The sequence below is a fragment of the Roseibium porphyridii genome (genome assembly GCF_026191725.2).
Taxonomy (GTDB): domain Bacteria; phylum Pseudomonadota; class Alphaproteobacteria; order Rhizobiales; family Stappiaceae; genus Roseibium; species Roseibium porphyridii.
Genome location: NZ_CP120863.1, coordinates 4,338,934 through 4,358,547, shown reverse-complemented (window position 1 = coordinate 4,358,547; position 19,614 = coordinate 4,338,934). Strand labels below are relative to the sequence as shown.

Genomic DNA, 19,614 nt, shown 5'->3' with positions numbered 1-19,614 from the left:
GACATCGACCAGGAAAACGAATTCTCGTCATTACTTTCTCAATGAGTTCGATAAGAGTTGGTAGTTGGAACAATTTGGATCAACCGCAAGCTTTCTTAAGCTCGCTAAGGCCGGTGCGCGAAATACTGCTAAGATCGCTTCTTGCAAAAATCGCGAAACCTTACCCATTGCTCTACGCGACCATTTCCCCTAAAAGACCCGGCAGAATTCCAAAGATTCCCGTCAGTTTTCGAAAGTGGAGAAGCGGAGCCCCATGGCGCGCCAGTTCATCTATCACATGCACGGCCTCTCAAAGGCCTACAACGACAAGAAAGTTCTCGACAACATCAACCTCTCCTTCTACCCGGACGCCAAGATCGGCATCCTCGGGCCGAATGGGGCAGGTAAGTCGACGCTTTTGAAGATCATGGCCGGTCTCGACAAGGAATATACCGGTGAGGCCTGGGCGGCGGAGGGTGCGAAAGTCGGTTACTTGCCGCAGGAGCCCAAGCTGGACGAAACCAAGACCGTGATGGAAAACGTCATGGAAGGCGTTGCCCACAAGCAGGCGAAACTCGACCGCTACAATGAACTGATGATGAACTACTCCGACGAAACCGCGGACGAGGGTGCTCAGCTTCAGGACGAGATTGACGCGCAGGACCTCTGGAACCTGGAAAGCCAGGTGGAAATGGCGATGGAGGCTCTGCGCTGCCCGCCATCCGACAGCGCTGTCGACAAGCTCTCGGGCGGTGAGCGCCGCCGCGTCGCGCTTTGCAAGTTGCTTTTGTCTGAGCCGGACCTTCTGCTGCTCGACGAGCCAACCAACCACCTGGACGCTGAAACCGTCCATTGGCTTGAGCGGCACCTGCGCGAATTCAAGGGTTCTGTTCTGATCATCACCCACGATCGCTACTTCCTGGACAATGTTACCGGCTGGATCCTGGAGCTCGACCGTGGACAGGGCATCCCTTACGAGGGCAACTATTCGGTCTATCTGGAAAAGAAGACCAAGCGCATGGAGCAGGAAGGCCGCGAGAACATGGCTCGCTCCAAGGCCATCTCTCGCGAGCGCGAATGGATGGGCATGAGCCCGAAAGGACGCCAGACCAAGTCGAAAGCCCGTATCCGGGCCTATCAGGACCTGGTGGCTATGCAGGAAGAGCGTCAGCCAACCATTGAGCAGATCCTTATTCCGGTCGGTGAGCGTCTGGGTGCTAACGTCATCGAAGTCGATGGTGTCTCAAAGGGCTTCGAAGACCGTCTCCTGATCGATGATTTGACCTTCAAGCTGCCACGCGGCGGCATTGTCGGCGTTATCGGCCCGAACGGCGCTGGTAAATCCACTTTGTTCAAGATGCTGACCGGTCAGGAAAAGCCTGACAATGGCAACGTCACCATCGGTGACAGTGTCCAGCTTGGGTACGTCGACCAGTCTCGCGATGCCCTGGACCCCAACAAGACGGTCTGGGAAGAAATTTCCGGCGGCGCTGAGGTGATTTATCTTGACGACAAGGAAATCAACTCCCGCGCCTATTGCTCGTCCTTCAACTTCAAGGGCCCGGCACAACAGGCCAAGGTGGGCGACCTTTCCGGTGGCCAACGCAACCGCGTGCATCTTGCCAAGGTCCTGAAAAAGGGCGCCAACGTGCTCTTGCTCGATGAGCCGACCAACGACCTCGACACCGAGACGCTTGCCGCTCTTGAGGATGCGCTGGAAAATTACGCCGGTTGCGCCGTGGTCATTTCGCACGATCGTATGTTCCTCGATCGCCTCGCGACGCACATGCTGGCATTTGAAGGCGACAGCCATGTGGAATGGTTTGAAGGAAACTTCGAAGACTACGAGAAGGACAAGGTGCGGCGTCTTGGTGCCCATGCCGCCGACCCGCGCCGGATCAAGTACAAGCCGTTGACGCGCTGACCCGCAAAGCGGTTGTAACGGAAAAAAGCGTTCCATTGGAACGCCTCAGATTGCTTGCAAGCCCGCGAATTTTCGCGGGTTTGTTTTTGCATATGTTTGCATTCGGGTTTTGGGGGGCAGAGTTTGGTGTGGGCGGCCACTGTGGGTGTCAGGTCATCGCCACGCCACCTTTTCCCGACAGGTTGGACACTTTGCATCCGTAATGCTTGCAACTCTGCCAGTGCATTGAATTGCCTGCTGAGCGATCACAATTTCTTCCGTGCAGTCGGCCAAAGTCGCTGTCACCGGCGGTATTTGAGCCTGCATGTTCAGCGTAGGTTCTGACCTCGTTTCTACAGCAGGGTCAGAAAGGAGTGTCGACAGCACCTCGCCAAAATCACGGAAAAAGTTGAACAATTGACAGAAACGGTGCCAATCTTCTTTTGAACGCAATGATTGCATAGTAGTTGGAAGCATGCATAGGCTGCATTATGGAAGTTCCCTCGCGGGCGGGGCTGCAGTACGAAATCGAATGTCAAATTGGTTCAAGGAAAAGCAATGTCTATCAAAAAAACTATCGTGGCAGGCGTCGGGCTTTCGTTGATGTTTTCCGGCGCAGCTCTTGGTGGAGGAATTTCAGAGCAAGCCGTAATCGATGCCCAAGAACGCTGGGGTAAGGGCATCGTCGATATAGCTGCTCTGTATGCAAACGGCGGTGACTATAAAGCCCGCGCAACCGATCATATTCAGAAACTTTATGCCTATGGCGACACCGACGTCATGTTCAAACCGACGTTGGCAGCTGAAGACCAATTCCGTGAAACATTTGACGAAGCACTCAGATATTTCATTGGCGCTGATGGCACAGAAGATAGTGGTTTTGCAACAAAGGGGTGGACACAAGTACGTTGGGAAAACAATGGAATCTATACGGGTGACAAAGTAGCCATGGCAATGGGTAATTACTTCTTCACTGATCCTGATGGCAAGGAGGTTAAAGTAGAGTACACGTTTGGCTACTTGAAGGGTGCTGATGGAAATCTAAAAATCAATCTGCATCACTCATCACTACCTTACTCGCCATAAGTAACAACTGGTTTTGTGAGTAATAAAAGCACTCGAGGAACGAAATCAATTCACTTTGGTGGAGCGTTCCATTGTTCGGTATCAGGTGAGTAAGTCCGCCTTGGATACAATCCGCATAGTCGGGTTTAGCTTTCACCTTGAACGGCTTGCAATACATTCTCAGCCGTATTCGAAGACTTTGTTGCACATCCTGTTTGCCTTTTCTGGCATTCGCGCAGTGCGGAACATTTCGAGCATCACTCGAGTGAATGGTCCCGAGCCGGGACCTTTGTGAAGTCGGTTATTCCCGAATGACCCATTGCTTTTGAGCTGCAGGCGTTGAGGCGCAATTGGCAAGTGCAAGGTCGCGTGAAACGAACGGTCCTGCGCTGCGTGTCTCTCCCGGGCTTGCCAGGCAAAGACCGCTTGTGTCTTGAGGTTGGAATTCCTGCTTGGCCGGATCGTAAGTGAACGCCTGCAATGGGCTGTCGCTGCAGGGCAGGAGCCCAAGCGTTACGCCATCCGTCGCCGAGGCGAGCAGTTCGGCACAAAGGTTCTCGAATGTGGCGGACTTGATCTGCCCGGTGGCCGCCAGGAAAAGGAACTGTACATCTCCCCCTTGCGGTTTGCAGGAATGGGCGTGAAGGCGATCCGATAAGCCGCGTCCGACCGTGTCTATACAGAAGCCGAGGTTCTGGTTTTCATCCAGATTGTCGGCCAGAAAGATGACGGGGGCTGGCGCTTTCAGATCAGGAGGAGCGGCGCTGGCCGTGTGCATGCCCGAAAGGATCAACACTGCGGTCGCTGCAATTGAGAATGTGCGGATCATGCCGTGCCTCCTGAAAGCCGAAAGTCTCGATAGGCTAAAGTCGCCAGGCAATGTCAGCAACATCGCTCACCGCCAAAAAGTGTAACAAACTGTCTGGCCCATTTTGCTCTGGTTTCGCGACGTCCGGTAACCGATGTGTCCCATAGCGGAAGTGAATAGGGATCTTGCGATCAACCCCATGAGAAAAGTTGTATCTTTTCTTTTGCCGCAGCCGATATTCGGCTGCATTCTGGGACATCCAGTTGCCGAGCCCCGATTGAGTGAAGGGTCTTGATAAGAAAACCAATGATTTGACACCAGCAGTTCACGTTAGACCAATGCTTCAAAAGCTGTTTCACGCGCCGTCCCGTTTGCTGACCTATGATCCTGGCGCACTCAGACTTGTGCGTGGTGTGCATTTGATGCTGACCGTTCTCGTGGCAGCCACATTGGGGCACATGGCTGGAGGCTATGTTGAAAATGTCTCTGGCTTCAAACTGGCTGTGCTTGCGGCGGCTGCAGGCGCTCATTGCCTGATCTTCACCCCAGTTGCGACGAAGCGTCAGGAAATTGCGTCGTTGACCGCGATGGCGGGTGTCTTGGTCCTTCTCTTCAGTATTGGCGGTGTCGTCGGGACATTGGCTGGAGCATCAGTCTCACTGGTATTGCAACTGGTCTGGGTGGCCGTGATCTCGCTTGGTTTCGCACTGGACGGAATCGGTGGATTTTGGCAACGCGCCGGTCGGATGATGGCGATTTGCTGGTTGTTCGTAATCATGGGCAGCTTGCCGACGTCTCCCGGCATCTGGATGCCGGCAATGGCGATCCTCGGAGCAGTTGTCGCTTTGATCATCCGCGTAGGCGTGTGGCGACCTTCAACTGAAAAGACCTATCTTAGCGTGGAAACGGCGAACAGGGAGGCAATGGCCGGATTTCTAAATCTTGCAGCCGCCGGTTCGTTGGAAGATCGCCAGAGTGCCGCTGCTGCTATGGCGGATCTGGCGGCTTTGCGCGGGGAACTGCGACTAAGTACGCAGCTTCTGGGCGCAAAGCCTTCCGTGCAAGGCATCTCGCCGGAAAATGCTACCATGATAGAGCTTGCTTTGGAGGTGGTTCGGGATGCATTGGCCCACATGTCGAAACCTGGCAAAGACCGGCTTATCTCCGCTCCAGCTTTCAAAAGCTCGGTCGATGCGCTCGTGGCAGCACTCCAATCTGGTCGCGAGCCGAAGCCGGAAGAGTTGAGAAAAGGCTGGGAGGTGCCGGATAAGAGCCTTCCGGTGAGTGATCAGTTCCATATACTGAGAATTGCTCAGGCGTTCAGGAGATTGAGTGTACTGTCGCGAAGGGGCAATCCTGTCCCCAAAATTTCACCCACAACAGCGGAAAGCAGCAATGCGGCCTGGTGGATCCGTCTTTCCTGGCCACTCGCGCTCCAGGCAGGGGTTGCTGCTGCAATAGGATATGGCCTCGGCGTCTATTTTCAGCTGAGTCACGCCTATTGGGTGACACTGACAATTGTCATCGTTCTGAGCAATACGCTTGGCACAACGGTTCAGCGCACCATTCAGCGAAGTCTTGGTACGGCAGCCGGTGTTGTTGTCGCAATGGCCGTTGATCCTCTGCTTTCTTCGTTGCCGGAAATCCGAATAGGCCTGGTGGTGGTCTCTATTCCTGTCGTCATCGTCTTCATGGAACGCAACTATGCGCTTGCGTCCGGCATCATCAGCTTTCTGGTGGTCATGGGGCTTCAGACGCTTGAAGACCTGCCCATTTTAGAGCTCTGGTCACGGCTCTATGACACGCTCATTGGGGCGGGTATCGGGTTGGGCATTGCCTTTGTCCTCTTTCCAAAACGGTCAGACACCGGGATTCGTGCGCTTGCCGCTGACTATCTGAGTGCCTGCAAAGCCTATCTGCGTACGGATGGGGACAAGGGGAAGGACGACTGGGGTGATTTTTCCGCATTGCGCGTGTCCGCCGGCAAGCTGGTGACCACCGCGAGCGCCTATCGTGCCGAGCAGGCTCCCTGGTCGAGTTTCTCCGGAACGGCAAACAGGCTTGATGTTCTTGTGATCGTTCTGGCCGACTATGTGGTTCTCTACCATCAAGCTCGAACGGCGGTGGAACAGGAATTGTCCGCAAGTCCGGACGCGGTCGATCTTCAACAGCTTGCGGACAGGCTCAATACCCGCATTTTGAGTGTGTTTGATGAGATACTGGCTGAACATGGATCTGAGATCGCCGACGACTGGTTAGCGGTTTTGCCAGATCTTGCAGGCACAGACACTGATCTGATCACCGATTGGGTTGCGATGCTCTATCACGCCCGCAAGGTGATCTATTGTCTCAACGCCTTGAAAGAAGACAGTCTATGGTCGTTGGCATTTGAGACTTCAATGGCACCGGCGGTCCGTTGAAACGAGAAGGTTGGCATCGGTGGATGCGGGCGGGGCAACGTTACCAAGATTTCACCCTGCCGCCTTCATCCAGCTGCATTTGGCGCGGCACAGTGTGTTCCATATCACAATCGAAATTCGCCACCCGTGTAAAAAGCTGAAGATCGGGTAATACCCGGAGGAGGTATGGACAATGACGACACTTCATTCAGCGCGTGATTTGATGATTGCAGCCGGTCTTGCCGGCATCATGATGTCCGGCCAGGCAATGGCCCAGGACGCCCAACCAGTTAATGCGGATCCGACACCGCCGCCGACATATGATTTTGTGCAGCAGGCCGGCGATATGACGTTTGACGGCAGCACATTGACCCTGTCGAATGCCAACACGGGTGTGCTTTTTTTCAGCGACCGTCCCTATCGCGTAGGCGGTCAGATTACCAACGCGCAGTTTGCGGATTTCTGGACATCTGCTGATGGCTTCGAAGGTGACCCGCCAAACGCGGTGGTCAGTATCCTGAGCAAGACGGACAAGGCACCGGCACTTGTCGAGCTGACGTCGGCTAAAACCGAAGGCTCATCCATGGTTTATGGTGTCACGGTGTTGCGCGGCGAGCTTCCGAAAAGTGCCGAGGGTGTTGCCTTGTTCATTGACCGCAGTTCAAGACCCCATCACGCGCAGCGCCATGGCACAACCGCAGCCGCGCCAGGAAGCGTAGGCTTTGAACCCTATGGACCCTATTGCTACCACTCGCCCCAGGACCCGCGATGCCGCGCCTGGCACCATCCCTATCATCCCTACTACCCGCCCTATCACCCGTATTACCCGCCGTACGGACCTTATTATCATCCAGGTGCCTATGCGGCTGGTGTAGCAACAGGAGCTGCGATCGCAAATGCCAACAAGCAGCCTGCCTACTACTACTATCCGATCCCGACAGGACCGCTGCCGCCGAATTGCTGGATCAATTCACAGCACACTCAAATGGTTTGCACTGTGAAGCTGCAATAGGTGAAGCTGCAGTTGTTGGATGACTGCCCTCCGTGCCTCAAGGCGCGGAGGGCGTCTCGTATGTGCCGGCGTGCAACTGGCCTTTGGCACAGACACATCAATCGGCATTCTTGATCAATTCATCAATTAGATTTGCTGGTTCAGGGAGACCTCCTCGCCTAGATTGGCCCAAATCGCCATCAGGAGGCTCTCATGAGTGACCAGCTTTCGCTCCTACCCAACACCTTCGAGACCACGCCCAAATTCAGAATCTCAGGGCGCATCGAAGGCGTTTTCGGAACGTCCGGCAAGGACGACTTTCGGACGGACCCTGTCGATTGCCTGGAGCTGACCTTCGAGGGTATCCCCGGGGACAGACACGCAGGTTTTACAAGACTGTCGGGTGGACGTGAGCCTTGGTATCCTCGAGGCACCGAAATGTGCAACGAACGGCAGGTATCGCTTCTGTCGAGCGAGGAGCTCACCGAGATTGCAGCACAATTGCAGATCGAGGAGGTGAAACCTGAATGGGTCGGGGCCAATTTTCTTCTCTCCCAAATTCCTGCCTTGACCAGAATACCAGCGCGCACGCGACTGGTATTCGAAAGTGGCCTTGTGATCCGCGTCGACGGCGACAATCTGCCGTGTCGCTTTGCAGGGGCCGCGATTGCGCAAAACTACCCCGATCGGGAAGGGCTCGATCTTCTCTTTGCACAAAAAGCCCGTGGATTGCGTGGTCTGGTTGGCTATGTCGAAAAACCCGGCATTGCTCGTCCGGGTGAAGAGGTCGTGGCGCATATTCCCGAGCAATGGATTTACCGGCGCTCCTGAATCGATACTCTGGGTCGTGAGTTCCATCGACGCGGAGAAACAGATGCTGCCCATCCATCACATGATTGATCAGGCCCCGGAGCCGGTCGCCCCGTTTTCTCATGCTGTTGAGATCGACGGCTGGATCTTCGTCACTGGCCAGATGCCGACCGCGCCTGACGATCCGGATGCTCCGTTGCCTGACGGTATCGAGGCGCAAACCGAGCGCGTAATGGAAAATCTGAAACTTGTTTTGGCAGGGCTCGGTCTCGGGTTGGAAAACGTTACCTTCATGAGGGTCTATTTGACCGAGTTCAAACGCGACTATCAGGCCATGAACGAGACCTACAAGAAATTCTTCAACGAAGGAAAACTACCGGGGCGTACCTGCGTCGGCGTCTCGGGCCTGGCTGTTGATGCGCTGGTTGAAATCGACCTGGTCGCGCGGCGTCCCTAGGGCGTTTCACCTCCAGGAGCGACAGTCGCAACAGGAGCTGTGTCTTCAGGAGATAACGTCGTCTTCTGCCGAGACACGGTTTTTACAGCCCCAGCCCTCCAGTACCGTGTTCATGTCGTCGACGACAAAGAACCTGGCGGCATCCCTGTCGTAACCATCGTCTAGAAGCGTATCGTAGTCTGTCAGTTCATGCCGCACATAGCTCGTTGTCGCCTGCCATAGCGCGATGGATGGAGGCAGATGCCTGAGATGCCCTGCCAGAGATGCTGCGAGGATGGCTTCGGCGTCGCGCATTGGGATGTGCGGTAGCAACAGCCGTAGAGCCTTGCGCATGTCCTTTTGTCGTTTCGTGCCGCCAGTCATGACTTCTGGTAGCACGGCGGGAGGATCAACATCAGTAACAAAACCGGTCAACCGTTCGATTGGAGAACTATTCCGTTGATGGAGCCGTTCGACAGTGAGAGGCCATCGACCGTCCCGGCTTCTAGGGCACTGGCTGCAACGGTTTCGTAAGGTTGCGGCCGGCCGAACAGGAATCCCTGAACCAGATGGCACTGCAGGGCTTCCAGGACCTCAAGTTGGTCGGGTTTTTCAACGCCCTCGACGACACACAAGATCTGCATGGAGCGGCACAGGTTGACGATCGAGTTGACGACACCGATGGCGACAGGGTCCGCGATGCCTGAAACGAAACTGCGATCGATCTTGACGCAGTCTATGGGCAGTCTGTGAAGATATCCGAGACTGGAATAACCGGTTCCGAAATCGTCCAGGGCCAGCTTTACCCCTGCGGCGCGCAGCGTCTTGAGGCAAGTCTCGGCAGCTTCATAACTTCCGATGACCGAAGTCTCGGTGATTTCGAACATGATCCTGCGCGGGTCAATTTTCTTCAGGCGAATGATGTCCAGAAGCGCGGCGACCGTCTCTGCCGAGGTAACGTCGTGCGCAGACAAGTTGAAGGAAAGACTGAGCGAACCCGGCAAGCCATTGATCTGCTCGACGGCCCGCTCGAAGAGGTGAACAGTCAAGCGATGGATCATTCCGGTGCGCTCGGCTATCGGAATGAAACGATCGGGTGGAACCCGGTTCAAAACCGGACTGTCCCAGCGTGCAAGCGCCTCGAAGCCGACAACTTCGCGTTCAGGCAGAGAAATGACCGGCTGGAAGTAGATTTCAAATTCTTTCGCCAGATCCGCGTTTTGCAACGCGTTTTCTATCGCGCGCTCAGAACGGATGCGTGCCTCATGCTCGGCTGAATAGACGGTCGTTCGGCCGCGCGAGGTTGTTTTGGAATTATAAAGCGCATAGTCCGAACGGTCGAAGAGAACATGCGCACTTGTGCCGGCTTCCGGATAATACGCTATCCCGCAGGAAGCCCCGACCGTCAGTTGCAGGTCACCGATGCGATAGGGTTCGCTGATCTGCTCGCAGATGGTTTGACCGGTCTGTGCGGCGTCTTCGAGATCGCCACGGTACAGAAAACCGAACTCATCACCACCCAGCCGGCAAATATCCAGCTGCGACATACCGAGGCTTTTCAGCCGGTTTCCGACCTCGGTGAGAAGCTGGTCGCCAAGCTTGTGACCATATGTGTCGTTGATGGGCTTGAAGCGGTCCAGGTCAACAACTCCGACGGCAAATACCGCGTCGGTTCCATCCACTTCCGAAATCAGGTTTTCGAGCCTGTTGAAGAAATAGCGGCGGTTGGGAAGGCCAGTCAGGGCATCGGTCTGCGCGAGTTGAGCGTTTTCAGCGCTCAGCCGTTCTGTTTCCTTTTGCTTGGCAGCCAGAGCCGCCTGGGAGCGAACGAGTTTGCAAAATCCCTTGTAACCGCTGAGCAGAACCTGAATGACGACAAGGCAGACGAGAAAGATGTTCATCGCGATCGCGATGTAGACGTCCTGTTCCTGGCGGATGTAGTGAAAGAGATATGGAACAGTCACGATAATCATTACCATGAGCGCTGCCTGTGGCAGGTTCATGAGGCAGAAAATACAGCCGATGACCGTGATGGCGATGAATAGCGCAATATGTCCTCTTTCGGCAGGACCGCCATATCCGTCCAGGCTTAAAGACCAGGCGATATAGATGACTGCCACGAGGCTTCCCAGAATGACCGTCTGGCGCATCTTCTTGATGGCCTCGTCCGGACCCAGAACCACGCGGCGCGCACGCAGCCACGTCACCATTCTGATCGAGGTGAAGATCAGCATCGGCACAAGGACGCCGACGGTTAGATAAAAGGGTGCAACGTCGTAATGCGTGTAGGAAACCGCAATCGCATTGACCATCAGCAAGGCATAAAGGGAAGGAATTTGCGACTTCAGCTCATTGTATTGAGCCTGAGCAATATCCGGATGGCGAGGATCGATCATCATCCATCTTATGAAAGCCGAAAATTTGTTCATCTTCTCCTCTGCCATGCTTTATTTCTATCGGATAGAAGATGAAAGAAAAGTTATAGATGTAATAGCACGTTACTTAACGCGTTTGACAATTTGCGCCAAAAGATCACATGGATGACGAAGCGTTAATACGGTGCGATCATTGGAAAAGCAACTTTTAAGTGTGTCATCTGAGGGTTCGGGTTGCTTTCTTTGGTGTTTTCATCGCGTCTGGCTTTGAACCTCGTGACCTTCACAACGTTCACAGGCACATCTTTGCAGGTTCTTCGGCTCCTGTCTGCGATGAAGGCCAGCTAAGGATTGCCGATAGATAGATCGTCGCTAATAAGAAAAGCGAACTATTTTTTTATCGTTGAAATGCGCTATATATCCGGCCATGGCAGATAGAACCAGAACACGGCTCCTGAACGCTCTGAAATCCTCCGGTCCCAAAACAGCGGCAGATCTTGCCGAAGGGCTTAGTGTGACATCAGTTGCCGTACGACAGCACCTTGACGGGTTGTTGCAGGATGGTCTGGTGGCCTTTGAGGACCTGAAGGGGTCAGTCGGGCGCCCGAAACGGGTGTGGGACCTGACGCCTCAGGGGCATCAGCAGTTTCCTGACAATCACTCCAATCTGGTGCTGGGGCTGTTGAACGGTCTAACTGATCTTTATGGCGCGGCAGGGCTGGAGAAATTGATATCCCACCGCGAGGAGCAAAGCCGGATTGCCTATCTGGAAGCCTTGAGCGAAGCATCCAGCTTGTCTGAAAAAGTGGATGTTCTGGCCGAACTGCGTACGCAGGAAGGTTACATGGCAGATGTTGCCCAGGAGGGCGATGGCTTTTTGCTGATCGAGAACCACTGCTCGATCTGTGCTGCTGCGACTGCCTGCCAGGGGTTTTGCCGATCGGAGCTCAAACTGTTTCAGGATGTGCTTGGCCCCGATGTTGACGTCGAGCGCCTTGAACATCAACTCTCAGGCGACAGGCGGTGCGTCTACCGCATCGAGGCACGTGCCTGACGTCGCTTCCTGCTGTTGAACTTGGAAGCATTCCCCGCAGATCCGGTCTCGCGTGACCGTCAAAACCATCAAGCCCCAGCATACAGCAAGGAGGTCAGGCAGTGTCGTTCATGAAACCCGTCCTGGCGCGGTTGATCGATCGGTATTTCCAGCCTTTCGAGACGCATTTCAAGCCGTTGGAGCTTCCTGTCACCCCTTTGCCGGACAAAGGGCCACTCTTTCTCGTCTGGCATTTTGCCAAGATGTTCCGGTGGCAGCTTGTTGTCGTGTCGGTTCTGGCCATGATTTCATCTGCGCTGGGTCTGGCTGGAATTTGGGCGATTGCCTATGTGGTGGATGGGGTGACCGGGCAGGGGCCTCAAGCGTTCCTGCAAACTCATGTCTGGTTTCTAACGGTCATTTTCGTTCTGTTTGTTCTGGTGGATCCGGTCGTGTTTCTGCTGCGGCAGACTTTCGCCTTTCAAACGGTCCGGATACTGCTTCCGGCTGCCATGCGCTGGCAGGCCCACAAGGCAGTGGAAGCGCAGGATCTCGCATTTTTTGAAGATACCTTTGCCGGTCAGGTCGCTTCGCGGATTGCTCAGGTCACAATGTCCGTTCATCGGCAGATGATGTTGGCAATCGAAACCATTCCGTACCTTGTTATCCAGTTTGGTGGTTCGTTCCTTCTGCTTTTGGCTCTCGCCTGGCCACTGGCAATCCCTGTGTTGATCTGGATTGGTGCCAATGTTGTGGTCGCCTGGGCCGCGATTCCAGCCTATTTGCAGCGCTCCGCGAAAGTGGCGGCGGCCAACTCGCGCGCGACCGGGGCCATGACGGACGTTTACTCCAACATCGCCATGGTGAAGCTCTTTGCGGCTGAAGATTCTGAAGCCGGCGCTATCCGGAAGGTGATCGGTGAAACCATAGATACACGCCACAACGAAAATCGTTCATACATTTTGACCGACAGCAGCGTCCATTTTCTCAATGTGCTGATGGTGCTGGCGGTTGTCGCCATCGGTTTTTGGGGTATGAGCGGCGGTTGGGTTTCGATTGGAGATTTCGTCGCCGGGCTGACCGTCACGCGTTCGCTCTCGGCTGCGTCTTCGAGTTTTATCGGCGTCGGTCAGTCAGTCACAAGCACGCTTGGCACCATCAAGGATGCCATGCCGATCATGACGAGCAGACCGGAAATAACGGACAAACGCGATGCGGTCGACTTGACCGTCGACACCGGAGAAATCAGTTTTGATCAGGTCTCCTTCGCATATCAGGAGGATCGTCAACCCGTTCTGGAAGACTTCAATCTCAGGATTTCCGCCGGTGAACGCGTTGGTTTGGTTGGTTTGTCCGGAGCAGGCAAGTCAACGGTCATTTCTCTTCTTATGCGACTGCGCGACGTGTCCGCCGGAACCATTTCTATTGATGGCCAGGATGTACGGGATGTCACCCAAGTCTCCCTGCGCAGTCAGATCGGTGTCGTGACCCAGGACATCTCGCTTTTGAACCGCTCTATCCGAGACAACATCCGCTATGGCAAACCTGAGGCATCGGATGCGGAAATTCTGCAAGCGGCGAGGGCGGCAGAAGCGCTGAACTTCATTGAAGACCAGAAAGACAGCAAAGGCCGGCAAGGACTTGATGCACATGTCGGAGATCGTGGCGTCAAACTGTCAGGCGGCCAGCGACAAAGGATTACGATTGCAAGGGTCCTTTTGAAGGATGCTCCGATCTTGATTCTGGACGAAGCAACTTCTGCACTCGACAGCGAGGCGGAACTCGCCATTCAACAAAACCTCGCACGCATGATGGAAGGACGTACGACGCTTGCGGTTGCCCATCGCCTGTCGACCATCGCTGCAATGGACCGGCTGGTGGTGATGGACAAAGGCAAGATCATTGAAGAAGGCAGTCACCGCGAATTGCTGACCCGCGGCGGGCTTTATGCAACGCTCTGGGAGCGGCAATCCGGCGGATTTTTGGCATTTGACTCAACAGAGTCGACTTAAGTGTGGCGAGAGTATAATTAACTCTAAGTAGAGTTCCTGCTTCGCTCACCAGTCGATGCAACCTATAGACAACCAGCTGTATCGAAACTGGAGTGCGTGGATGCCGGGCTGGAAAAGTGCCTTCCTTGCCATCGTTATGATGCTTGTGTCCGGCTATGTCTCGGCTGGCATTGTCTGGGCTCAGGCTATTTCGGACAGTTCGTCAGAAAAACTCACTTATAAAGAAGACTTCAACGGTGATGATCCGGAGCTGATGCTGGGTGGTCAAATTGAGTTTGACCAAACTGACCGACCCTGGGTGAAAAAGGTCGAAAAGGGCAGGCTTGTTTTCGTGAACGATGCCAACCCCAGGGCCACCCACTACGACATTATCAACTGGGCACGCTTTGAAGGAACCAACAGTTTGACCCGCTTGTACGGCAGGGCAATGGCTGTCACGGTGATTTCAAATAATTCAGGCAAGGGTGGCGCCGGTATTGCGGTCCTGACAAGCAAACGCGGTGACTACTGGTTGTTTGCTGTTGCAAGCAAGGGAAAATATCACGTCCTGCGAAAGGAACGTGGCAGACTGACATTGGCATATAGCGGCGAACACGCTGCCCTGAAAAAACGTGGACCAAACCGCATAAGTTATAGGGTTTTGGGGAACGAACTGGTTTTCAGAGGAAACGGTATTGAGATCACGCGCGTGCCGTTCGACCGATTGAAGTCCCGAGAAATTCAGCTGGCGCTTGCAGCTTTTGGGCGTGGTACTTTCGAGTTCGATGACGTTGTCTTTAGAGGCAGGAAAACCAACAAAACAAGCGGCTCCAAAATCAAGAAGATAAAACCCGGGAAACTCAAGGTATTGGTGCCTTCCGGTGCCAAGTTCGAACGGCTTGAGAAAAATGATCAAAAGCGCAGCGCTAGCCCATCGAGCGGGGGAACGAGGTTCTGATCAAAGTGTGGCAGGATCTGCTGGAGCCTGTGCGTCGCATTGCCGTAGCTTTTGAAAATCGCAAGACAGTCCGGTTAGCGCCTTCGTAAGATAACATTCAGATGCCATTGCTCGAGTGCAAGTGCTGAAGTCTTTTCCTTATAAAGTGCTTCATATCTTTTGAAAAACTCGGTCTCGAGTGCTTCAGCGGTCCGCTTGGTGGTTTCAGACGGGCGAAAGAGTTGATGCCTCAGGGAACTGGCTGCAAATGCTCGCGTATATCCGGCATAGTTCTGCGCATAGAGATCCGGTTCATCGATGCAATCGGCGAAGATGTCACCGTTCTGATCCGGGACAACCTCGATTGTATCTATTTCATAGGCTTCATTCAGATCGGCATGGATCTCAAACGGACTGCGCGCTTCTTCCGCGGTCATGAACCAAAGGCCGAACAGGAAAGCTTCTGAAGCTTTTCGATCCAGCAAACCGTCTTCGGTCATGCTGGAAGTCACGTCCTGCATTGCTCTGTAAAGCGTCCGCCCGGAAGCTGCGGTGCCATTGACTTCTCCTTTGTCCGGGGCCGCGCCGATTGTCGAGACAAAAAGATAGCCGTCCGGACGCAGTTCTTCCGCGCGCAGCCGCAGGAATCTGATCCAGTCTCGCTCGGCGATTTGCCACATTCTGGTTCTGGCCTCGCCCGTAAGGTCGGCAAACCAGACCGTGTCGGGAGCGGGCAGTGAAGCGGGGCTGCGAAGCCAGTGGCTTGCAAAGAAACACGTCGCCAGAGAAACGGACCGGTCGGGACGCATGCGTTCATAAAATGAACCAACGGACGTTGACACCTGCGCAGGGTTTGCGCCCCGCACATACCCGTTGTCACCGAAGATCCGCTGCATGAGCGCGTTCCAGTCGTTGCCCGGCTGGTCAGCATGACACACAGAAACCATCTTGTTGGGCGCGCAATCGTTCCAGCAGGAAAGGGCCGGCTTGACGGTTTCAATTGCGCTTTGCCCGGGGCCGCACCCAAAGTCGGTCATGTTCAGGACGTCAGCATGTGAGGAGACGCGCTGGGCAAGTTCACTGATGACCTCGGCATTTCCAAGAGCATTGTTTTGTTGCGCGCGAGAATTCGCATCGTAGTCGATCATACCGTCGGTCGAGCGGTTTTCTGCCTTGCCACTTTTCATAGAAATCTCCGGCGTTCCCACGAATTTCAGTATGCCCCAAGGATTTGTGCAGTTCAGCCTAAGTTTTAAGGGCCGCTTTGGCCAGCTTCATTGGCGCAATGCGAGTGCCTTGCAGGGATTGGAGAACTCAATCAAGACTGGATGAAGTCCTCCTGACCCATCGTTTGGTTGAATTGGATCCATTTGCTGGGTTTAGAACTGCTTGACGTGCCAAACCGCTTCCGGGTCGAAGATCTCCCTGAGACCGAGCGGCAGTTTTTGAAGTCACAGGCCTGTTGATTTTTCGAAACCTGAATGACAAAACTCCCCTATGGATAAAAGAGACCGCGCCGAGCTATTTCGCGAAAGGCTGTCAGATGCCTTGCGCAGCCGGGACATGAACCGGAGTGACCTCGCGCGCGGAGCAAAACTTGACCGCTCCACCGTGTCGCAACTTTTGTCTGAAGACGCGCCGCGATTGCCGAACGGGCAAGCTCTCGCTGCTATTGCAACGGCCCTGAGCGTGTCTTCCGACTGGCTGCTTGGCCTGTCCACCCATCGGGGGGCAGCAGCTGAGATCCTCGATCAGGCCGTCCAGGTGGCGGAAACTGAGCGCCATCCCGTCGATGAGCATCTGCTCGCATGGTATCGGGACGCGGTTGGCGCGAAGATCCGGCACGTCCCGGCCAATTTGCCGGATGTTCTAAAGACCGAAGCCGTGCTGGCATATGAATATGCCGGTGAAACGCTGCGTACCGCAGATCAGGCCATCACTGGTACGAAGGATCAGCGCGCCCTCTTGGGGCGGGCCGAAACCGACATGGAAATTGCGCTTTCCAAGGAAGCATTGGAAGGTTTTGCAAGCGGTGAGGGGCTCTGGTCAGGCCTTCCACCTGAAACGCGTAAAGAACAGCTCGAAACCATGGGACGGATCCTGAACGATCTGTATCCGTCTCTCCGGCTTCATCTTTTTGGCGCAAATGACAGGTTCTCCGCACCTTTCACGGTCTTCGGCAAAAAATGGGCCGCGCTCTATCTCGGCCAGCGCTATCTCGCTTTTTCAAACACCCGCCATGTACAGCTTTTCTCCGGCCACTTCGACGACCTCGTACGCCACGCACTGATCCGCTCCCACGAGGCTGGCCAGTTTGTTTTGGACTTGAGCAAGAGTATCTAAGCTCGAGACACCTCAACCGAGCCAGAACATCGCTAATGTTGATGGTGCAGCACCACTCAACAAGTCGGCCCGTCGATTGTAGCGTGTTGGAATCCGGCTTCGATCATTCCCCTGTTTGAATGACTTTTCACTTGTGTTCCGCTTTCGACAAAGAACCTTGTCGTGTTGCGTCGGTATTTTCGACCCTCGGGGTGTAACGTCTGGCATCATTTGTGGCGGGCTGAGCATCTGCTGGCTTTTGAGATTTCATATCTGCCACGCTCAAGCGATCTTCAACACCGAAAATTCAGATGGTAGCGGCGCTCGCCTGGGTTGATTTCACTGCCTTTGATACATTTCGGATTGAATTTTGTTGACATGTGTTAAAAAATGAATACATTTGTAAACGAAAGAAAACAAACGTTGACGAGTGACCATCGTGCCCAAAAGCATTCCAATCAGTGTCAGACTAAGTGATGATGATGTTGCGTTTCTGGCGAGTTATGAAGTTCAGGGCGCACGCACTCCAAGCGACAAGCTCCGTGAAATACTGAAAACGGCTCGAGAGCGAGAGCGAGGAGCACAGGATGTCTCGTCTTGTGAGGACTTGCTCCGACAAATGGCGCGGCCCGGTGAAAAAAAATTGCGCCAGTTACAGAGGGAGACCGGGGTCAGGTCCGACCTTGTACTTAAATTGTACGAGCGCTTGCCTGAAATGCTCGCAGAGCTGATCGCAGCTGCGCCGGGGCCAGGCGGAGAAGAAAATGAACTACGTCGATTTGAAGCGGACTTGTCAGCGGAATTGTTCTCATTGATCGAGGAGGTCTTCGACTTGGGTTTGACCTCGCCAAGCCGGACATACGATCCGGAATTAATGGACAACAGGCTGACGCCGATTTTGGAAATTGCCAAAATACTCGACCAGCGCCGGCAGTCTGAAACCTGAGTGGATACTTTATCGAGCGGTTTCTGCCGACAGTGCCGCTTTTGTGCAATTTGCGTTCGCGCATTTTTTTGATCGCTGGATTTCAGAATATTGGCGAAGGCTTCTCTGAAATCCGGGCAATGACTTTATTCTTGTTGAAGCGGAAAAGGAGCAAATCATGTCAGAAGGTCTTGTCGCACGGGTGACACGTCTGGTTTCGGGCGGTGTGAATCAACTTGTTGATTCCATCGAAAACGCATCTCCTGAAACCGTAATGGCTGAGGCTATACGCGAAGTTGAGCGCGCCATCGATCAGGTGCGAGACGAGTTGGCAAGCGTTTTGGCCAACAAGCACCTGGCGAATACTCGTTTGGGTGACACAACAAGTCGTCACGAGGAGTTGCAGGGACAAATAGCACTTGCGATCAACGAGAGCCGTGATGATTTGGCGGAAGCAGCAATTGCGCGCCAGCTGGATCTTGAAAGCCAGATCCCGGTTTTGGAAACTGCCGTCTCAGAAGCCAGCCGTGAGGAAAAGGAACTGGAGGGTTATGTTGAGGCCCTGCAGGCGCGCAAGCGTGAGATGGAAAGTGAGCTGGCCAATTACCGCAAGTCGATGCAGCAATCCACAGCAGATGCTGCAGCTTCTGGTGCCGCTGCCTCTAAGAACAGCGTCGAAAGCAAGACCCGCAAAGCTGAAGAGACCTTTGACAGGGTAATGAAAAATGCGACGGGTTTGCCGGGAGGCAAGGTGACGGATCTCGAAAACGCAGGCAAGCTGGCCGAACTTGATGAGCTCACACGCAAAAACAGGGTTTCCGAGCGCCTGGCAGCCTTGAAAGCCTCTGCGAGAGACAGTTGAGCATGATTGATTTCATTCTTGCGGATCAGAACACGTCCTTTGCGGTTGCACTTGGTTTGATGATTGCAATCGCAATGGCGGAGGGCGTCGGCACCCTTATGGGGCTAGGACTGTCGAGCATGATCGATAGCCTGCTTCCCGAGGTTGATCTGCCCGATGTTGATGTGCCGGAATTCGATGCGGACATGTCGGGCGGAGCGCTCCCGGCTGATCTTGAAGTCGTTGGCGCGTCAACTGATGCCACTGCCGCAGGTCCTGGTCTTTTTGGCAGGATCCTGGGATGGCTCTGCTTCGGACGTGTGCCGGCTCTGATCATCCTCGTGATTTTCCTGACCGGTTTTGGCATCGCGGGTTATCTGGTTCAAGGGATGATTCATTCTGTGACCGGGTGGCTCTTGCCCGGCATCGTTGCCTCTGCTGCTGCATTCGCTGGAGCTTTGCCGTTTACGAGAGTGACGGCCTTGGGGCTCTCGAAAATCATGCCCAAGGATGAAAGCGATGCGGTTTCTCGGGCAACCTTCGTTGGGCGGTCGGCGCTGATCGTTCAAGGAAATGCAATGAGTGGGCTGCCTGCGCAGGCGCGTTTGCGGGATGCGACTGGCCAAAGTCACTACTTGCAAGTGGAGCCAGACGTTGACGGTGAAGTTCTTGAACAAGGAACGGAGATCATAATCGTTCGCCAGCTGGGAGCCACTTACACCGCGATCAGGAACACCAATGAGACCCTCTCCGGGGCTGTGTGAAAACCGGAGTCATTCGCGGAAATTTTCTAAGAAGT

Annotated in this window: 17 protein-coding genes; 13 read left to right on the top strand and 4 right to left on the bottom strand. The window is 54.4% G+C overall.

All coding sequences use genetic code 11. The features are described from left to right. Positions 1-253 precede the first annotated feature (253 nt). Both ettA and K1718_RS20155 read left to right on the top strand, forming a co-directional pair. Positions 254-1,903: an energy-dependent translational throttle protein EttA gene (gene ettA, locus K1718_RS20160; protein ID WP_152502660.1), complete on the top strand. Its 1,650-nt coding sequence runs from the start codon at positions 254-256 to the stop codon at positions 1,901-1,903. Positions 1,904-2,440: 537 nt separating this feature from the next. Continuing rightward, a complete protein-coding gene (locus K1718_RS20155) occupies positions 2,441-2,968 on the top strand; it encodes a phosphoribosyl-AMP cyclohydrolase (protein ID WP_265681062.1) in 528 nt (175 codons plus the stop codon). Positions 2,969-3,248: 280 nt separating this feature from the next. On the opposite strand, the gene K1718_RS20150 is transcribed toward K1718_RS20155, so the two are convergent. After that, a complete protein-coding gene (locus K1718_RS20150) occupies positions 3,249-3,776 on the bottom strand; it encodes a ricin-type beta-trefoil lectin domain protein (RefSeq protein WP_265681063.1) in 528 nt (175 codons plus the stop codon). 317 nt (positions 3,777-4,093) lie between these two features. Between K1718_RS20150 and K1718_RS20145 the strand changes: the two genes are divergently transcribed. The 4 genes from K1718_RS20145 to K1718_RS20130 all read left to right on the top strand — a co-directional run bounded on the left by K1718_RS20145 (position 4,094) and on the right by K1718_RS20130 (position 8,412). Then, the gene (locus K1718_RS20145; RefSeq protein ID WP_265681064.1) at positions 4,094-6,175 is read left to right on the top strand and encodes an FUSC family protein; all 2,082 of its coding nucleotides are present in this window, start codon (positions 4,094-4,096) and stop codon (positions 6,173-6,175) included. 172 nt (positions 6,176-6,347) lie between these two features. Beyond that, positions 6,348-7,166 (top strand): hypothetical protein, encoded by an 819-nt coding sequence (locus K1718_RS20140; RefSeq protein WP_265681065.1) that lies wholly within the window; start codon positions 6,348-6,350, stop codon positions 7,164-7,166. Between the two features lie 192 nt (positions 7,167-7,358). Next, positions 7,359-7,976, top strand: a complete 618-nt coding sequence (locus tag K1718_RS20135; protein WP_265681066.1) for an MOSC domain-containing protein — start codon at positions 7,359-7,361, stop codon at positions 7,974-7,976. A gap of 43 nt (positions 7,977-8,019) precedes the next feature. Further along, positions 8,020-8,412 (top strand): RidA family protein, encoded by a 393-nt coding sequence (locus K1718_RS20130; protein WP_265681067.1) that lies wholly within the window; start codon positions 8,020-8,022, stop codon positions 8,410-8,412. A gap of 45 nt (positions 8,413-8,457) precedes the next feature. On the opposite strand, the gene K1718_RS20125 is transcribed toward K1718_RS20130, so the two are convergent. Both K1718_RS20125 and K1718_RS20120 read right to left on the bottom strand, forming a co-directional pair. Then, positions 8,458-8,775: a DUF2293 domain-containing protein gene (locus tag K1718_RS20125; RefSeq protein WP_265681068.1), complete on the bottom strand. Its 318-nt coding sequence runs from the start codon at positions 8,773-8,775 to the stop codon at positions 8,458-8,460. 47 nt (positions 8,776-8,822) lie between these two features. Beyond that, the gene (locus K1718_RS20120; RefSeq protein ID WP_209006649.1) at positions 8,823-10,820 is read right to left on the bottom strand and encodes a putative bifunctional diguanylate cyclase/phosphodiesterase; all 1,998 of its coding nucleotides are present in this window, start codon (positions 10,818-10,820) and stop codon (positions 8,823-8,825) included. Positions 10,821-11,193: 373 nt separating this feature from the next. On the opposite strand from K1718_RS20120, the gene K1718_RS20115 reads away from it, so the two are divergent. From K1718_RS20115 to K1718_RS20105, 3 genes are all read left to right on the top strand, one after another. Then, positions 11,194-11,820: a helix-turn-helix transcriptional regulator gene (locus tag K1718_RS20115; protein ID WP_152502652.1), complete on the top strand. Its 627-nt coding sequence runs from the start codon at positions 11,194-11,196 to the stop codon at positions 11,818-11,820. Positions 11,821-11,930: 110 nt separating this feature from the next. Further along, positions 11,931-13,811, top strand: a complete 1,881-nt coding sequence (locus K1718_RS20110) for an ABC transporter ATP-binding protein (RefSeq protein WP_265682517.1) — start codon at positions 11,931-11,933, stop codon at positions 13,809-13,811. Positions 13,812-13,911: 100 nt separating this feature from the next. Further along, entirely contained in the window at positions 13,912-14,748 is an 837-nt protein-coding gene (locus K1718_RS20105) for a hypothetical protein (RefSeq protein ID WP_265681069.1), read from the top strand. Positions 14,749-14,822: 74 nt separating this feature from the next. Here K1718_RS20105 and K1718_RS20100 read toward each other — a convergent pair whose 3' ends face one another. Beyond that, complete coding sequence (locus K1718_RS20100) at positions 14,823-15,914, bottom strand: class I SAM-dependent methyltransferase (protein ID WP_152502649.1); 1,092 nt, start codon at positions 15,912-15,914, stop codon at positions 14,823-14,825. A gap of 376 nt (positions 15,915-16,290) precedes the next feature. Between K1718_RS20100 and K1718_RS20095 the strand changes: the two genes are divergently transcribed. The 4 genes from K1718_RS20095 to K1718_RS20080 all read left to right on the top strand — a co-directional run bounded on the left by K1718_RS20095 (position 16,291) and on the right by K1718_RS20080 (position 19,579). Continuing rightward, positions 16,291-17,070 carry a helix-turn-helix domain-containing protein gene (locus K1718_RS20095; protein ID WP_285806034.1) on the top strand — a complete coding sequence of 260 codons (780 nt, stop codon included), beginning with the start codon at positions 16,291-16,293 and terminating at the stop codon, positions 17,068-17,070. Between the two features lie 418 nt (positions 17,071-17,488). After that, on the top strand, positions 17,489-17,995 hold the full coding sequence (locus K1718_RS20090) for a hypothetical protein (protein WP_265681071.1): 507 nt from the start codon (positions 17,489-17,491) through the stop codon (positions 17,993-17,995). A gap of 157 nt (positions 17,996-18,152) precedes the next feature. After that, on the top strand, positions 18,153-18,836 hold the full coding sequence (locus tag K1718_RS20085; RefSeq protein WP_265681072.1) for a PspA/IM30 family protein: 684 nt from the start codon (positions 18,153-18,155) through the stop codon (positions 18,834-18,836). 2 nt (positions 18,837-18,838) lie between these two features. Next, positions 18,839-19,579, top strand: coding sequence for a YqiJ family protein (locus tag K1718_RS20080; protein WP_265681073.1), 741 nt, complete (start codon positions 18,839-18,841; stop codon positions 19,577-19,579). Positions 19,580-19,614: the final 35 nt, after the last annotated feature.

Coding starts and splice junctions, on each gene's coding strand:
- ettA (WP_152502660.1), top strand. CDS start 254: ATGGCGCGCCAGTTCATCTATCACATGCACGGCCTCTCAAAGGCCTAC.
- K1718_RS20155 (WP_265681062.1), top strand. CDS start 2,441: ATGTCTATCAAAAAAACTATCGTGGCAGGCGTCGGGCTTTCGTTGATG.
- K1718_RS20150 (WP_265681063.1), bottom strand. CDS start 3,776: ATGATCCGCACATTCTCAATTGCAGCGACCGCAGTGTTGATCCTTTCG.
- K1718_RS20145 (WP_265681064.1), top strand. CDS start 4,094: ATGCTTCAAAAGCTGTTTCACGCGCCGTCCCGTTTGCTGACCTATGAT.
- K1718_RS20140 (WP_265681065.1), top strand. CDS start 6,348: ATGACGACACTTCATTCAGCGCGTGATTTGATGATTGCAGCCGGTCTT.
- K1718_RS20135 (WP_265681066.1), top strand. CDS start 7,359: ATGAGTGACCAGCTTTCGCTCCTACCCAACACCTTCGAGACCACGCCC.
- K1718_RS20130 (WP_265681067.1), top strand. CDS start 8,020: ATGCTGCCCATCCATCACATGATTGATCAGGCCCCGGAGCCGGTCGCC.
- K1718_RS20125 (WP_265681068.1), bottom strand. CDS start 8,775: ATGACTGGCGGCACGAAACGACAAAAGGACATGCGCAAGGCTCTACGG.
- K1718_RS20120 (WP_209006649.1), bottom strand. CDS start 10,820: ATGAACAAATTTTCGGCTTTCATAAGATGGATGATGATCGATCCTCGC.
- K1718_RS20115 (WP_152502652.1), top strand. CDS start 11,194: ATGGCAGATAGAACCAGAACACGGCTCCTGAACGCTCTGAAATCCTCC.
- K1718_RS20110 (WP_265682517.1), top strand. CDS start 11,931: ATGAAACCCGTCCTGGCGCGGTTGATCGATCGGTATTTCCAGCCTTTC.
- K1718_RS20105 (WP_265681069.1), top strand. CDS start 13,912: ATGCCGGGCTGGAAAAGTGCCTTCCTTGCCATCGTTATGATGCTTGTG.
- K1718_RS20100 (WP_152502649.1), bottom strand. CDS start 15,914: ATGAAAAGTGGCAAGGCAGAAAACCGCTCGACCGACGGTATGATCGAC.
- K1718_RS20095 (WP_285806034.1), top strand. CDS start 16,291: ATGAACCGGAGTGACCTCGCGCGCGGAGCAAAACTTGACCGCTCCACC.
- K1718_RS20085 (WP_265681072.1), top strand. CDS start 18,153: ATGTCAGAAGGTCTTGTCGCACGGGTGACACGTCTGGTTTCGGGCGGT.
- K1718_RS20080 (WP_265681073.1), top strand. CDS start 18,839: ATGATTGATTTCATTCTTGCGGATCAGAACACGTCCTTTGCGGTTGCA.